The organism is Pseudoalteromonas sp. M8 (assembly GCF_018141365.1).
Classification (GTDB): domain Bacteria; phylum Pseudomonadota; class Gammaproteobacteria; order Enterobacterales; family Alteromonadaceae; genus Pseudoalteromonas.
On sequence record NZ_CP047240.1, the window covers coordinates 1981998 to 1997273 of the forward strand.

17 protein-coding genes and 1 pseudogene are annotated in these 15276 nt (G+C 42.2%); 13 read left to right on the forward strand and 5 right to left on the reverse strand.

Annotated elements, in window-relative coordinates:
* Positions 1-27: 27 nt before the first annotated feature.
* Entirely contained in the window at positions 28-795 is a 768-nt protein-coding gene (locus tag GSF13_RS13575) for a helix-turn-helix domain-containing protein (RefSeq protein WP_211868752.1), read from the reverse strand.
* Positions 773-1234 (reverse strand): carboxymuconolactone decarboxylase family protein, encoded by a 462-nt coding sequence (locus GSF13_RS13580; RefSeq protein ID WP_010604562.1) that lies wholly within the window; start codon positions 1232-1234, stop codon positions 773-775. Before GSF13_RS13580 ends, GSF13_RS13575 begins: the two co-directional genes overlap by 23 nt.
* A 133-nt stretch (positions 1235-1367) precedes the next feature.
* Here GSF13_RS13580 and GSF13_RS13585 point away from each other — a divergent pair, with 133 nt between their 5' ends.
* The 3 genes from GSF13_RS13585 (at position 1368) to GSF13_RS13595 (ending at position 3299) form a co-directional block, all read left to right on the forward strand.
* The gene (locus GSF13_RS13585) at positions 1368-2375 is read left to right on the forward strand and encodes a phytanoyl-CoA dioxygenase family protein (protein WP_211868761.1); all 1008 of its coding nucleotides are present in this window, start codon (positions 1368-1370) and stop codon (positions 2373-2375) included.
* 115 nt (positions 2376-2490) lie between these two features.
* Positions 2491-2961, forward strand: a complete 471-nt coding sequence (locus tag GSF13_RS13590; protein WP_211868763.1) for a DUF3291 domain-containing protein — start codon at positions 2491-2493, stop codon at positions 2959-2961.
* A gap of 119 nt (positions 2962-3080) precedes the next feature.
* Positions 3081-3299 (forward strand): DUF6500 family protein, encoded by a 219-nt coding sequence (locus GSF13_RS13595; RefSeq protein ID WP_211868765.1) that lies wholly within the window; start codon positions 3081-3083, stop codon positions 3297-3299.
* Positions 3300-3350: 51 nt separating this feature from the next.
* Here the strand turns inward: GSF13_RS13595 and GSF13_RS13600 are convergent, their stop codons facing one another.
* Positions 3351-3536 carry a hypothetical protein gene (locus GSF13_RS13600; protein ID WP_010604566.1) on the reverse strand — a complete coding sequence of 62 codons (186 nt, stop codon included), beginning with the start codon at positions 3534-3536 and terminating at the stop codon, positions 3351-3353.
* 146 nt (positions 3537-3682) lie between these two features.
* Between GSF13_RS13600 and GSF13_RS13605 the strand changes: the two are divergent.
* The 8 genes and pseudogenes from GSF13_RS13605 (at position 3683) to GSF13_RS13640 (ending at position 8723) form a co-directional block, all read left to right on the forward strand.
* A pseudogene (locus GSF13_RS13605) lies at positions 3683-4479 on the forward strand (PhzF family phenazine biosynthesis protein).
* Complete coding sequence (locus GSF13_RS13610; RefSeq protein ID WP_211868767.1) at positions 4466-4906, forward strand: GNAT family N-acetyltransferase; 441 nt, start codon at positions 4466-4468, stop codon at positions 4904-4906. The pseudogene GSF13_RS13605 and the gene GSF13_RS13610 overlap by 14 nt, the downstream one beginning before the upstream one ends.
* Positions 4907-4947: 41 nt before the next feature.
* A complete protein-coding gene (locus GSF13_RS13615) occupies positions 4948-5406 on the forward strand; it encodes a YaiI/YqxD family protein (protein ID WP_010371749.1) in 459 nt (152 codons plus the stop codon).
* 2 nt (positions 5407-5408) lie between these two features.
* Positions 5409-5846, forward strand: coding sequence for a GFA family protein (locus GSF13_RS13620; protein WP_211868769.1), 438 nt, complete (start codon positions 5409-5411; stop codon positions 5844-5846).
* Entirely contained in the window at positions 5843-6238 is a 396-nt protein-coding gene (locus GSF13_RS13625) for an ACT domain-containing protein (protein ID WP_102056668.1), read from the forward strand. Before GSF13_RS13620 ends, GSF13_RS13625 begins: the two co-directional genes overlap by 4 nt.
* 31 nt (positions 6239-6269) lie before the next feature.
* The gene (locus GSF13_RS13630; RefSeq protein ID WP_039495654.1) at positions 6270-6818 is read left to right on the forward strand and encodes an HPP family protein; all 549 of its coding nucleotides are present in this window, start codon (positions 6270-6272) and stop codon (positions 6816-6818) included.
* Between the two features lie 30 nt (positions 6819-6848).
* The gene (locus tag GSF13_RS13635) at positions 6849-7382 is read left to right on the forward strand and encodes a GrpB family protein (protein WP_211868771.1); all 534 of its coding nucleotides are present in this window, start codon (positions 6849-6851) and stop codon (positions 7380-7382) included.
* 366 nt (positions 7383-7748) lie between these two features.
* The gene (locus GSF13_RS13640; RefSeq protein WP_174168995.1) at positions 7749-8723 is read left to right on the forward strand and encodes a transposase; all 975 of its coding nucleotides are present in this window, start codon (positions 7749-7751) and stop codon (positions 8721-8723) included.
* 166 nt (positions 8724-8889) lie between these two features.
* On the opposite strand, the gene GSF13_RS13645 is transcribed toward GSF13_RS13640, so the two are convergent.
* A complete protein-coding gene (locus GSF13_RS13645; protein ID WP_211868774.1) occupies positions 8890-11304 on the reverse strand; it encodes a hypothetical protein in 2415 nt (804 codons plus the stop codon).
* 74 nt (positions 11305-11378) lie between these two features.
* Here GSF13_RS13645 and GSF13_RS13650 point away from each other — a divergent pair, with 74 nt between their 5' ends.
* On the forward strand, positions 11379-13124 hold the full coding sequence (locus GSF13_RS13650; RefSeq protein WP_211869017.1) for an MFS transporter: 1746 nt from the start codon (positions 11379-11381) through the stop codon (positions 13122-13124).
* A gap of 90 nt (positions 13125-13214) precedes the next feature.
* Positions 13215-14480 carry an amidohydrolase family protein gene (locus tag GSF13_RS13655; protein ID WP_174168992.1) on the forward strand — a complete coding sequence of 422 codons (1266 nt, stop codon included), beginning with the start codon at positions 13215-13217 and terminating at the stop codon, positions 14478-14480.
* Between the two features lie 189 nt (positions 14481-14669).
* Here GSF13_RS13655 and GSF13_RS13660 read toward each other — a convergent pair whose 3' ends face one another.
* Positions 14670-14933 carry a RebB family R body protein gene (locus GSF13_RS13660; RefSeq protein WP_174168991.1) on the reverse strand — a complete coding sequence of 88 codons (264 nt, stop codon included), beginning with the start codon at positions 14931-14933 and terminating at the stop codon, positions 14670-14672.
* Between the last annotated feature and the right edge of the window lie 343 nt (positions 14934-15276).

A 15276-nucleotide genomic window follows, 5' to 3' on the forward strand; every position in this document is an offset into this window, starting at 1 on the left:
CTTTTATATTCTTGGTCGTTGAAAAATTTACCGAGCTGTAGGTAACGTTGTGTCTGCAGCTTTTAGTCGCTTTGTGTATTTTGCCGGTGTGATCTGAAAGATAGTTTTAAATTCGCGAATAAGATGAGATTGATCAGCGTAGCCGCAATCTAGCGCGAGTTGAGCGATGTTAATGTCAGGTGTTTCTCTCAGTTTTTGTTTAGCCAATCGAACTCTATAAATGCGAGCTAAATGTTTAGGGGTAATCCCACAATGTATTTTAACTTGTCTCTCTAATTGCCGTTTTCCGATCGGAGTTTGAGCATATGCTTGCTCTAAAGGAGTCATTGAAACAATATGCTCAAGGAGTGTTTGGGTATGTAGGATAGAATTGTGTCGAGGAATTGGCATATTCAATATTGGTTCTAGGAGTTGAAGTAATGCTGTCAGGTTGGCACTACTTTTTTGTAGCGTGTTCAACAAGGGCAATATATTTTTGGGATTTGCTATAGGATGTTGCAGCGTTTTCAGAAATGCCAGTCCCGCGGGTTTAAAGCGGATCCCGAAAAAACATGCCTGTTCAGAATAGCTGACTTTGCTAGACTGAATGGCAATTGGTTGTAGATAAAAGGGGGCTGTGAGCTGATTGTCGTTGAAACTAACGAGCCCACGAAGAGGGAAGATAAATCCAGTTGCCCCGTCGCTTGGAAGCCAAGTTTCTCCGCACTTGTGTGATTGTGCAAACCAGATAGCTTGCACATAGTTAGCGATTTCACCTGTTGGGTTTATTAATTCAAGCGTTAGATCTGTGCTCATTGAACTCTACATTCGGCTTAAACATTTTCACGATCCGATTCCAGCTGTTGATGGCATTAATAGCGATAGTTAACGTAGTCAATTCTTTATCATCAAATTCTACATTGAGTGTTTGATAAAAAGCGTCGTCAATCATTTGTGCGTTTGTCAGCTTTTCACAAAGCGCTAATGCCAGTTTTTCTTTATTGGTGTATAACGGCATGTCTTGCCATGCACTTAATCCAATAATTCGATTAGTGGTTTCACCATACTCTAGTGCCTGTTTAGTGTGCATTGCAATACAAAAAGCGCATTGATTGATTTGTGATGCTCTAAGTTTAACGAGCTCCCAGATTGTGACTCCAAAAGTTGTATGTGCCTGCTGTTTTAATAATTCCTCTTGTCCCAATAAGTGCTGAATAAGCTCAGGTGCCTGATTGAAGTAGTCTGCTCTTTTCATTTCTGAATCCTCATGTTTAGTGATACGTATAGTGTAATGAGGTGTAAGCGGTAAAAATTGAAAAAAAACGTCTTTGTAATAAAATTTTAAGGAAGGAACACACAACTCTAATTTAAAGGATGGTTGTAAAATAATGTGCGATGTAAACCTTGCTCTAGCGCTTTATCATTTATCCACACTCAAAAAAATCTGGCTTCAGGCCAACGGCACTTTTACAAATAAACAGCAGCAGGTAGAGCCAGTTAGTTTCGAATTATATAAAGCGACTTTTGACATACTGGGCTTAAGTTTATCTCAAGCACATCAGTTACAGTTTCAATATGCTCATGATTACGATAGCTTTATTGATGCAATTGTAACAATTGCTCAGCCGAGTAGTGAAAAAATAGCATTGCTAAAACATGTCACCTGCCACTTACCTTGCCCCGACAGTTATCAAGAAAAAATAGCTGCTGTTCAGAATATGCCGGATGTACTCACTGAGGACGACCTGAAATGCTGGCAGGACAACGGCTATGTCATCGTTAAAAATGCAGTGAGTGCCGAAGGCTGTGCCAATGCGAGAAACGCCATCCAAGACTATTTGGAGATTGAATTAGCGGAACCAAAGACTTGGTATAAGGTTAACCACGAAAAATTGAGTCGCAGTATGGTGCATTTGGTACAACATAAAGCACTGGAAGACAATCGGAATTCAATGAGAATTCATAAGGCCTTTAGCCAGTTATGGCAAAGCGAACAACTGATAGTTTCAGCCGATCAGTGTGGTTTCAACCCGCCTGAAACTGCGCAATGTAGCTTTCAAGGTCCTGATCTACATTGGGATTTAGATTTCTCTAAGCAACTCAAGTTTGGCACGCAAGGAATTTTGTATCTATCAGACACTGAAGAAAAACAGGGTGCAACAACGGTTGTGCCAGGATTTCATACAAAGCTAGAGTCATGGCTTGCAACGGCTCCATGGGATCCATGTATTCCAAACACAGAATACTTACATCAACTGGGCTCCAAAGCAATTGCAGCCAATGCCGGAGATATGGTGATTTGGCACCAGTTTTTACCTCATGGTGGGAGCGCGAATACAGCAAACGCACCTCGTATAGTGCAATACATCAATATGCATCCATTCCCCGAAATGTAGAAGGTGAAAAAATCTCTATTTGGTTAAATTTTGTCTTAACTTGGCGGCGAGTAAACAGTAGTATGATTGTTAAGTTTGGGAGAATGTAGCAACTCACCACAAGGAAAAGCCGTCGATGCAATTAGCACAACTCAATATAGCCACCGCTAAATACCAAATGGATGCGCCAGAAATCCAATACTTTGTAGAAAGTTTAGACCGAATTAATTCACTCGCAGAGCAAAGCCCTGGCTTTATTTGGCGCTTAAAAGATGAAACCGGTAATGCAACAGAGATTAAGGCGTTTGATGATCCAAATATTATCGTGAATATGTCTGTATGGCAGTCGGAGCAAGCGCTCAAAGATTTTATGTTTAAAACCGCGCATAAGGAGTTTTTGGCTCGCAAAAAGGAATGGTTTCACCGCGCTGAACAGGAAACTTACGTGTTATGGTGGGTTGAAGAGGGCCATGTCCCGACACTAGATGAGGCCAAAGAAAGACTCGATTACCTGCGTCGTTTTGGAGATTCGGCTTATGCCTTTACGTTTAGAAATAGTTTCACCGAACTAGACGTAAGGGAGAGGGAAGCTTGTGAAGAAGATTAATCTTGTGCACCGATGAAATGATAATCAACCCTAAGGGGGGAGAGTCGCGTGGAGTGGTGAATAGCGATGATGTTGGTGGTACACTTATCGCAGATCATGATGTATGGATTTAACGAAAAATGCGCGCGGCACTAAGAAGCAAGATAATAGAAGTATGTGATAAAAAAATCGCACAAAAAGAAGATAACGTTGGCGTATCATTTTACGCTTTTTTTGCCAATAAAAACACGGACCCTGCATTACTTATGGAAGCGGCAACTTGGTGGATACAAACTCACGAACTAGACCACTTCGAAAAGGCGTTAAAGATAAAAGCAATGGTTGAAAGTGGAAAATAGGTCTTAAAGGATATTGTCATGGGCCATCAATCGAGATGACCCAACTGGCAGTTACAGCGTGTAAAACGAGACAAAAAATACTGCAACAGATGCAAGTGCAAACATAGTGTACTCGGTGATAGTTTGTTTGCGTTTCTCATCATCAGTTTTAGGAGCTGTCGCTATCATTAGCAGGCTAGTGACAAACATTGCTAATGAATATAAACATAAGATTGATAAAGTAGCATCTGTAAACATATAAGCCTCGACTTGGTTCTACTCATTTTAACTACGTGCATCATGGTCATACAGATCAACCTCTATACACGTTTATTTAAGTTGTATTCGCTTCTAATTACAGTAAATTATACTGTGTTTTTAGGTGTTTCTGAAAGGAGTAAAAGATGCAAGTTGAATATTTTGTGGTTGACGCATTTACGCGTAAACGTTTTGGTGGTAACAACGCTGCAATCGTTGAGGTTGAAAACTGGCTTAGCGACGGCCTAATGCAGCAGATAGCCATCGAAAATAACCTTTCCGAAACCGCCTTTTTGAAGCCAGTTGATAACAATAATTATGAGATCCGGTGGTTTTCTCCAATTACTGAAATTGACTTTTGTGGTCATGCCACGCTTGGTGCTGCATATGTACTTTTTAATCACAAGGGAAAGTCAGGTGAAATAAAATTTCAAACTCAAGAAGTCGGAACACTCACTGTTAAGCAAGTGGCTGATGGTCGCATTGTAATGGAATTTCCGAACTTAGCCCCTGAGTTAACTGAAGCCCCGACGCACTGCTGGAAGGGCTTAACGTAACACCAACACGGGTACTGAAAAATCGCCAAGCGTACTTTGTGATTGTTGAGACTGAGCGGCAAGTACGCAGCTGTGAGTACGACAGCGATAAATTGAGAACCCTTGCGCCTTTTGATGTTGTGGTAACAGCAAAAGGTGATGACGTTGATTTTGTGTCGCGTTACTTTTGGCCTGCAAATGGGGGCGATGAAGATCCGGTTACCGGTTCAATTCATGCCGGGTTAGCGCCATACTGGGCAAAAGCACTAAACAAACAAAAACTTCATGCACATCAGGCTTCAAAGCGTGGCGGTGAGCTATTTTGTGAAGTGACCGATACGAATGTTATCGTATCTGGGTTTGGTGTACTTTACGCAAGAGGAATATTCGAAATTGAGGACGAATAAGATTCACTTCATACAGGCAAAAGAAAGTGACTTTGATTACCTAGTGGTACTGCGTAAAGCGACCATGGTGCCGCACTTGGAAAATGCAGGACTGTTTTTGACTGAGGCTGAACATAAAACCCGAGTATTATACGAATACTCAAGCTCACATTTGATATACGTGAACGAAAAGTGTGTTGGCTTGGCCAAGTTTAAGCAACGTGAACATGACTATTATCTCTTTCAGCTGCAAATAGAGCCCCAGCAACAAGGAAAGGGGCTCGGTGCGCAAGTCATCAAAAGCTTGATAGAATCCCACTCAACATTGCCTTGGGTATTGACGGTGCTTAAAGCGAATCCAGCGAAGCGTTTATACGAAAAGTTGGGATTTGTGCAGTTTGCTGACGATGAATATGAGTTTCATTTTAGGCGTGAACCTAATCCCTAAATTTAGTATTCTCTAGCCAATTTAAATTTAAAAGAGTTGTTATGGCAAAACAAATATGGGTAGATGCCGATGCCTGTCCCGTGGTGATAAAAGAAATGCTGTTTCGCGCTGCAGTGCGTACTTCTACCACGGTTACATTGGTTGCAAATCAATATCTAAAAACGCCTCCGTCTCCTTTTATTCAAAAGCTTCAGGTTCCAAAGGGATTTGATATTGCGGATAACGAAATCGTGAAGCGCGTTAATGAAGGTGATTTGGTTATTACTGGCGACATTCCACTTGCAGATGAAGTCATTGAGAAAAAGTGCACCGCACTTAACACGCGCGGTGAATTGCTGACGAAAGAAAACATAAAATCTCGCTTAAATATTCGTGACTTTATGGACACGATGCGTGCCAGCGGCGTACAAACTCAAGGGCCACCACCTTTGTCTCAAGCTGATAAGCAAAATTTCGCCAATCAATTGGATACTTGGATCACCAGAAACACAAAGGGGTAGGTATGGCTTACAAGGCGAGTTGTTTGTGTAAAGCGGTTGAAGTTGAGATCCGTGGACCAATCAGCGATATCATCCACTGTCATTGCTCTTTATGTCGCAAGTCTACAGGCACAGCTTATGCCACTAATGGCTTTGTGCTGTGGAGTGATTTTGTGATTCTCAGTGGCGAAGAGGCACTAAACATCTTCGAGTTTAAACCTGGAAGAAAGCGCCATTTTTGCAAACATTGTGCAAGTCCAATTTTTAGTTCGAACGAAAGTGAGCCAAAGCGGGTGAGGTTAAGACTTGGCATTTTGGACTCGGATATCAAAGAGCGGCCGATATCACATAACTTTGTCTCTTCAAAAGCCAATTGGGACGACTTAGACGCGCCGCTTCCTCGCTACGATGCATTTGAGCCTAGCCGCGATTTATCAACAACATCGGGAGGTAATTTGTGACGGGTATTAGTGATTTATCTCAATTATTAAAAGACATTTCCCCGACGCTTGATGAAACGCCTTTTGTATTTTGTACAGTGCAAAAAAGCCTTGCTGAGTGCGTAATTTTCAATCCAATTGCGACCTTTATGGAGCGCGAGGGGTTAACGCTGGTAGTCACCAAGCAAATGGCAGACGAGCATGGATTGGATTACAGCTGTGTGATGAATAAAATTACCTTGCAAGTGCATTCGAGCCTAGAAGCCGTGGGATTAACGGCTGCATTTTCCAATGCGTTAAAAGGTGCTGATATTAGCGCGAATGTAATTGCGGGCTTCTATCATGATCATATTTTTGTGCCCGTAAATGATGCTAAGCGGGCGGTACTCGCGATACAAACGTTGGCAAAATGACATTGATAAATCTCGAAGGTTATTAGGTAGCATGAAAGTTTACTTTAAAAGAATGGCCTCCAAAGGTGTGTGTCCTCCGAGAAAACCGCTTAAGAAAATCCTTTGGTCATGGGTTGGCGCAATGGTGGGGATCTTGTTGATTACGGTGATTTCTAACCTCGCTTTACCATATGGTGTTGGCAGCGCATTGCTCATTGGCTCTTTTGGTGCAACTGCTGTTTTACTCTATGGCGCTCCTATGGCAGAGTTCTCTCAACCGAGGAATTTACTGGGCGGGCATTTCTTTTCAGCTTTACTCGGTGTCAGCATTTTTATTTTGCTTGGAGAAGAGAGTCTGTTTGCAGCACCGCTTGCGGTATCGCTCTCAATTGTTGTGATGCACTTTACTCGAACCTTGCATCCACCCGGTGGAGCGACCGCGCTAATCGCCATTATTGGTGGTGAATCTGTTCATAACTTGGGATATATGTATGCATTTTATCCCGTGTTGATGGGGGCTCTGCTGATGTTATTGGTCGCGCTGTCTGTGAATAATATGTCGCGCAACCCCAAGCGGCATTACCCAGTTTATTGGTTCTAATTATTTATATAAAAACTTAAAAGGACAGGCATGTCAAAAATTGAATTCACCCCTTACCAATTAGTCCCAGCTAGCTTTAATCCATGGCGTGAAATATTTGTTGAAGTGGCAGAAGAAGTGATGGTGGCATTAGCACACCCTGAACTTGAATTTCTACACTTTGGTTCTAGCTCTTTTAAGGTTGCTGGCAAAGGGATCATCGATATCTCTGTGTTATACAAACCCGGGCAATTAACGCAAGCAGTTGAACATCTTAAAAATTTAGGCTTTAAAGATCAGCACAGCGATAATCCATTTCCTGATACTCGTCCTAGAAAAGACATCGCGGTGATGTATCAAGGTGAGTTGTTTCAAGTGCATGCGCATGCTATTGAAAAAGGAAGTGAAGAACATATAAAGCAAGAAAAATTTAAAGCTTATATGCTTAGCAACCCTAACGCGCGTGCGGAGTATGAAACTCAGAAACAATTAGTAATAGCGCAAGGTATAGCTTCCCAAGATGCGTATGGAAAAGCTAAAGCACCATTTGTAAAGCGTACTTTGAAGGACATTCAATTTAATTAACTAAAGTTCGAATAACTAATATTTTGCTTGAAGTTAGTGATAAAATTAACTGCTGGTATCCAATCCCAATCGCTCATGGTGATCGCATAAATTATTCATAGTGGAGCACGGTTTGATGTTGCTCCTAAAACTTGCTAACTAGGCAAGGGGGAAAAGTAAAGATTTGCGTTAAGACAGGAACCTCGCTCATTCTCCGAACCAGCATAAGGAGGTTAGCGTTTGCTGTATTTAAGTATCAAGGAGTAGGTGATAACTGGTAGCATGCAACTAAGGACAGGCATGAACAGATGCAAATGTTTACAAATTTGCGACATGGTCTAAGCTTTAATTTCTTCGATTAGCATTGATACGTTCAAGGAGAGAACAATGGGCTTAGCTAGGAAGTATCAAATCAACTTGTCAAATACGCGTTACTATCATTGTGTGTCACGTTGCGTCCGCCGTGCTTTTTTGTGTGGTGAAGATATGTTGACAGGAAAGTCTTATGAGCATCGGAGGGGTTGGGTTGAAACGCGTTTACTCTCTCTAGCCAAAATATTTTGCTTGGATGTTTGTGCTTACGCAGTAATGCCTAATCACACCCATGTGGTGTTGTATATCGATGATAAAAAAGCACAAAGGCTCAATGATAAAGCTATTTTACTACGCTGGAGCAAGCTTTATAAAGTATCTTCACACGCTCAGCAATTTTTACAAGGTGAATGCTTAAACGAAGGGCAAAAAAGTGAATTAAGCAAAGAAATCAATGAATATAGAAGCCGCTTAGCGAGTATTAGCTGGTTTATGAGAGGGCTCAATGAGCACATCGCTCGACGTGCTAATCAAGAGGATGAATGTACCGGACACTTTTGGGAAGGGAGATTTAAATCTCAGGCCTTGCTTGATGCTTCAGCCTTGTTAGCATGCATGGCTTACGTAGACTTAAACCCCATTCGTGCAAAATTGGCTAGTAACCTAGAAGATTCAGAACACACCAGTATAAAACTTAGGTGTGAGTTTGCAAAAAGATGCAAACAGCCGAATTATCTAGCGCGGTTTTTAGGAAATACCAAAAGACATGTACACAAAGGAATTCCTTTTGAATTACGGTCATACCTAGACTTAGTTGATTCAACAGGGAGGTGTATTCGTGCTGGTAAACCCGGGTTTATCGAACCGCGTCAAAAATCTATTTTGGAACAATTAGGTCTAGAAGCATGTAATTGGTTTCAACTTACTACCCAGCTTGAGCAAACTTTTCACGGTGCGATTGGTAGAGCAGATTCGATAGAGGCTTATTGTGAGCAACGCAATTTAAGGCGACGAAGTAATATTTCGCAAAGCCAGCGACTTTTTACGTAATATGAACTAACGTAAATGGCCAATTTAATCCGGTTGTAAGTGTTTAACTGCTCGCTCAGGTTGAGGGAGCAGTTAGTCGTGCACGTTGTATGAAACACTCAATCTTATTTGCACAAAACCATCGGTCTTACTTTATTTGGCTTTTCAGACTTCCAATTAATTGTTTCTACAAATTGATTATTTTAACCAGCCTAATCGGTTCACCATCAACGTCAAACTCACCCGTGATCTCAAGTAATCCATTTTTCAATCCTTGTAACTTATATACTTCAATTACTTGTGTTTGATAAGGTAAGAAAGTAACAGGCTGCTGCCAAAGTGAACCTTCATTTTGAAATGATTGAAATGGAGTAAAATCGACGCGTAATATACCACTCGATGCACCTGAATAGGGACCGGTTAGCGTGATGGTAATATTGTCACGAACAGTGACTTCCATTTTTACCCCATCAAAAGGTTTCTCTGACGTTAGAAGAGGCTTTTGTTGTGTTAATCCGTTCCAACTAATCACTAAGTTCTGAAAAGTATGTTTTGGCAATAGAACACGGTGTTCACCTGAAGCTAGAATTTTTTTGTAGTTACCGTAAGTTAGCGCAACAGCATGCTTACCGGGGTTGTTGACGTAAAGATAGTGCATTCCATCAGAAAAATAGCTTTGGGTGTTGATACCACTTAGCGTAAAGAGCGCATCGTCGCCAAGTGTTGATTGCCAACTTTGCATCAAGTGATTGAGGGTTTTATTCTCAGTTTCAGTGACTGTCCTTGATTTCTGTTTGCTAAATATTTCGCGAAGTGGGGTCATACAGTCACTTAACTGAGCACTATATTCCACACAGGTGTTAAAGGCTCTGCGCAGTAGCGATGCACCTTTAAAGTGCCAGGGATTAGTGGTTTGTTCATTCGTGATCAAGTAATCATGCGCGGCAAAGTAGGGCGCTATTCTATGATTATTATTTCGGCCAAGAAGACTGATTTTTTGCAAGCTAAGCGCTGAAATGTCGATTTGGCTCAATTGTAACCTAGCCAGTTGCTCATGATGTTGTGTTTTCATTTTAATAACTAGCGCATCGTCCTGCTTTGAAAGCGTGAGCGCAAGTTGATGATATTGCTTGATATCCATGCGTAATTGCGGCAGCAGTGCGATAGACTTCGAGGAAAACAATGCTTGATTGCTTGAGACCGTTAACTTTACTCCTTCTTGAAGGGTAAATTGCAGTAAGTTGTCTTTACTAAAATCAACTTCTTCAACTTTAGAGCGTCCAAGACGCGCATCTAAGCTTTGGTTTGTTAAATCAGCGATTAACGCAACGCCAATTTCCCCACGTCTAATCTGCTCCGGCTCGAAGTCGATTTGTGCTGCAACACTATTCTCATCAAGTGAGTTGATTAGAGGTGTTTTATCTGATGCGGGAAAATCCATCACGACATGTGTAGAAGAAAAGTTTGGATGAATGTCAAGACGATTAAGTGCTTTGCTTTCGGTATTTCTGAGCCAATATGTGGCACCGTTTTGCTCCCAAGGCCCATCGACAATATAAAAACTTGGCGTGGCAGAGCGTACAAATGCTGCAAACTGCTGTTCAAGCTGGGGCCAATTGGGGAAGGTCTGTTTTAAGAGTGCATTGGCAGTTGGCAAGGTATTTTCAGAGTGGGGGTTTGCTTCCATTAATTTGCTGATAAAGCGTTTAAAATATTGATATCGCTCAGGATCGCTCAATAAAAAATGTACGATAAAAAAGTTGAGCCCGCGTTTGAGTGATGGATCATCATTGATTGCTTCAAAAGATGGCTGTCCATTTTGGTGATACTGCTGTAAACCTAAGTGCAGATAGTTCATTGGAGCACGGTCGAAAACCATTACAGTTAACTGTTTTTTATTTGGATCATATACGTGGCTTGCAATGGCATCTGCCATCCCCTCAGTGATCCAGTTGGGTGCCCAAGTTGAGTGACCGTTCAGGGCCATATGAAACGCATGCATGGTTTCATGGATCACGATGTAGCGCTGGTGATGCTGGCGATGACTCGGAAAGTTGTACCCTGCGCGGTTATAAAACATGGTTTCGCCACCAGCCGTTTTATGTACGCCTCGCAAAAAACCGTCGTCCAGCATGGCTTCTTTTGTACGTTGGCGTGAACTGCCATAAACGACAGCAATTCTCTTTTTATCAATCGCTGCAGGCGCCATACCAAACAATTCAACATAGTGAGGGTAAGACATTTCTAATAATTCTAAATAGAGTTTTACTTTGTCCTCAGGAAAGTCACTTTTTAGCGCAAAATGTTTACTCACCCACCAGTCATATCCTCGCGAGTTAGCTATTTTTCCATCGCTATAAGTCAGCGGAATTTGTTTACCAACATGTTGGATATCAATGTGTCTCAACGTGCTGACTCGACCATTAACGCTTATTTCAGAGCGCATATCAGCGGGGCTTGGAATAGCAGCAATATCGCTTCGCGTAGTTTTACATCCGCAGAGTAAAGCAAGTATTGCAATTAGAGGAGCAAATCCTAGCCGCGGCTTTTGCATAGAGGGTATTCGCCAATAAAAGGTATGGAATAGATAAAATAAAGACATGATACTTTTCTCTCGTTATTATTTGTGTATATTGTATGCAATATAAAATAACAAAGGTAACAGGTATTGTCATTATGCAAAATCAGCAGCAGTGGTGTGAACCCGATCTCAATGGAGCAAATCGGTCAAAGTCGTCTTCTGGGTTTGGTCGAACTTTTTACATTGCGAATATCATGGAAATATTTGAACGACTCGCTTGGTATGGTTTTTTCGCCGTGTCATCAATTTATATGACAACACCAAAGTCGCAAGGCGGTATTGGCTTTACTGATATAGAGCGTGGCGCCGTACAGGGGATTATTCCCTTCTTTTTATATCTTTTGCCTGTTGTAACTGGTGCATTGGGAGATCGCGTCGGGTATAAAAAGATGTTCTTTTTTGCATTTTTGGTGATGACACCAAGTTATTATTTACTGGGACAGGCACAGAGTTTTTGGCCGTTTTTTGCTGCGCTGAGCTTTGTTGCGCTGGGGGCTGCCTGCTTTAAACCTGTGGTCGTTGGCACCGTAAGCCACAGTACAAACGATGGTAATCGTGGTCTTGGATTTGGGATCTTTTATACCATGGTGAATATTGGTGGATTTTTAGGTCCATTGGTTGCGGGATATATGCGCGCCATTAGTTGGGATGCAGTATTTATGATGTCGGCAGTTTGGATTGCCATAAACTTTATTCCCTTGATGTTATTTTACAAAGACCCCCAAACATTACCTAAAACCAAGCAATCTCTTACTCTAGTATTAAAAACCGCACAGTCGGTGCTGGGTAATACACGTTTAGCACTTACGCTGTTTGTCGCACTGGCGCTATTGATGTCAGCTGGCGTTGGGTTTTCTAATTACAGTCAAGCGTTTACTTGGATTGCAATATGGTTAGTAGCTAACTGGGTGTGGGACAGAGTGCTTATAAATCGAGCGCCGACTAAAGCATGGTGGCAACAACCGATGAAGGTGAGTAACCTGCCGTTTGCGTTATATTTGCTGATCCTTGCTGGTTTTTGGACTGTGTATAATCAGCTTTTTTATACTCTACCTGTGTATATCCGTGATTATGCAGATACCCGAGATATATTGGCGTGGTTTGGCGATTCTGGCATCGCGTTTTTAGCACATGTTGATATTGATAAGTTAACAGCTGCCATTTCTACGCTGTTCAACGAGCTTAAGGAAAGCGGCGCGGTATCCATTGAAACCATTAGGCTTGAATGGGTTCACCTCAAAGTGAATGTCCCGCATGAGCAAATACAGTTGATACTACAAACGCTAAATGCGCTTCACGATAATGGACAGGCACTTTCACAGCACCAAGCGCAAGCCCTTGCTGAACAACTCGTACAATATCGTCAAATCAATCCTGAGTATCTCATTAATTTAGACTTTGCAGCGATCGTAGTCGCACAAATTTTGGTGAGCTTTCTCTGTCAGCGATTTAGACCATTTTATGTGTTAGTTACGGGCTTACTGGTGATGACGGTTGCGTTTATCGCATTACTTAGCGATAGCGACTGGTTAAGCGGTCAGCTCATTGTCACTGTCATATTGCTTATCGCGCTTGGTGAAATGCTTGCCTCTCCTAAAAGCCAAGAGTATGTCGCGAGTATCGCGCCTCAATCTCAAGCTGCGTTGTATATGGGATACTACTTTGTTTCTATGGCGCTGGGCTTCTTATTTGCTGGATTTTTATCTGGTTGGAGCTATAAAGTGTTAGTACAAGAAATGGCGGCACCTGAGTTAATGTGGGGGCTATTTGCCGCTATCGCGCTTATAACTGCCATTGCATTATTCTGGTTCAACAAAGTAATAATAGACAGAAAAACATAGCACTGTTGAAATGGGAACAGTTATTGGTCGCGATCGATTTGTTTGCAAGGCATATTCTTTCTACACTCAAGCAAAAAATGAGGAAGTAACATGAATAAAAAAATATGGATGAGCGCGGCTCTCTTTGTTTCAAGTAGTGTGCATGCGCAAACGTATGTTTTAAATGCCGACTCTGCGATTGATGTGGTGTCAGGCAAGCTTATCTCACCTGTCACTGTGGTCGTTGAAGACAATAAAATTATTTCAGTCGGAAAATCAAATCGTAAAGCCTATCCAAAAGGCGCAGAGGTGATAGACCTAAGCGGTCACACATTATTACCCGGTCTATTTGATATGCATGTCCACTTAACTTCAGATGCTCATGTTCATGGCTACAAACGGTTGCAACGCACCGCACCTCGTGCGGCAATTACTGGCGTTAGAAACGCCAAGCGTACACTGGATGCGGGCTTTACGTCTGTTCGTAATCTCGGTGCTGCTGGCTATGCTGACATCGCGCTGCGAGATGCCATTATTGATGGTGATGTATCAGGCCCACGTGTAAACGCAGCAGGCCCTTCACTTGGGATCACTGGCGGCCATTGTGACAACAACCTCCTAACCCATGAGCATAAAGTATTTTCAGAAGGGGTGGCTGATGGACCTTGGGCAGTAAGGCAAAAGGTACGTGAAAATATTAAATATGGCGCTAACTTAATCAAGTTCTGTGCAACGGGTGGCGTACTATCTAAAGGCACTAAAGTGGGGGCTCAGCAATATTCCCAAGAGGAAATGACGGCGATTGTGACCGAAGCACACTTACGCGGTTTAACGGTTGCTGCCCACGCGCACGGCACGGATGGTATCAAGTCTGCAATTAAAGCAGGTGTGAACTCAGTAGAGCATGTAAGTTTTGTTGATGATGAAGCCATTCAGCTTGCCAAAGACAAAGGCACGTACTTCTCTATGGATATCTACAATACGGAATATATCCTTGGCGAGGGCGAAAAAGCAGGAATTTTACCAGAGAGTTTAGATAAAGAGCGTAAAGTGGGTGCTACTCAGCGTGCCAGTTTCACAAAAGCGGTAAAAGCAGGCGTGAATATGGTGTTTGGCTCTGACGCTGGCGTTTATCCTCACGGTGACAATGGTAAGCAGTTTAGCCGCATGGTGAAATTTGGCATGACTGAACTACAAGCCTTACAGGCTGCCACTATTAACTCGGCGACGTTACTCAAGCAAAATACACAATTAGGCTCGCTTGAGGCGGGGAAACTTGCTGATATTATTGCGGTTAAAGGCAACCCACTAAAAGACATTAGTGTAATGGAAAACGTCACCTTTGTGATGAAAGACGGCCAAATAGAAAAGCAATAATCTAGCGACTAGCGCAGAGCTTGTTCTAAGTTCTGCGCAGACGCTATGAAACTGTTGGAATTCTTTTTTAGCCTCACTCTCGCTTGCTAGGCTGCCTTAGAGGTTATAAGGAGGCTTTCCTGCACTGCCCATAGTTTTACCTTACTTTGTATGTTATTTACATTGACTCGGGGAATAGGGTGTTTCTTACTATCTGTAAATTTTTATAACAGCCATTGATGCTGCGATATCCACATTCATTAGGGTATTCACTCCCTGCGTCAAAGCCGCTTGAGCAGTGACATTGTTATTTTGTTGCGCATTGATAGCGTTATGTGCAGCGTTTGACAATGCTTGGCTCACGGCAAGCATGAGCTTACTCGTTGCTAATGCTGGTGAGTCTCCAAGCACTTTGGTGTTTGTTTGAGACACTGAATCGGTAACTTGACTATTCACCGCAGTTGGAAATGCCATGTTTATCTCCTTTAAATAGCTGATACAAAAAGACACATAACCCCGTGGAGTGCAGAGATACTATTCTCGGCTCAGAGTATGCTTACATTCAGTCTAGTCTCTATATTAAAAAGTGCATTCAACCAATATGGTTAGTACAACAATTATCTAGAACTGAATGTAAAATTGACCGGCAGGGGGGTTACCTTAGCCGATATACGAACCGCATTTTTTGGCTCTGAGCGTCCTTAGACTTGGGAAAACTGTTGAATAATTTTGACGTTATTCGCTGACAAATGAACTAAAAAGGCGCACAATAGTAGGCGTTGCCAGACAAGGTATTTCATGATGGATTTGAAATACC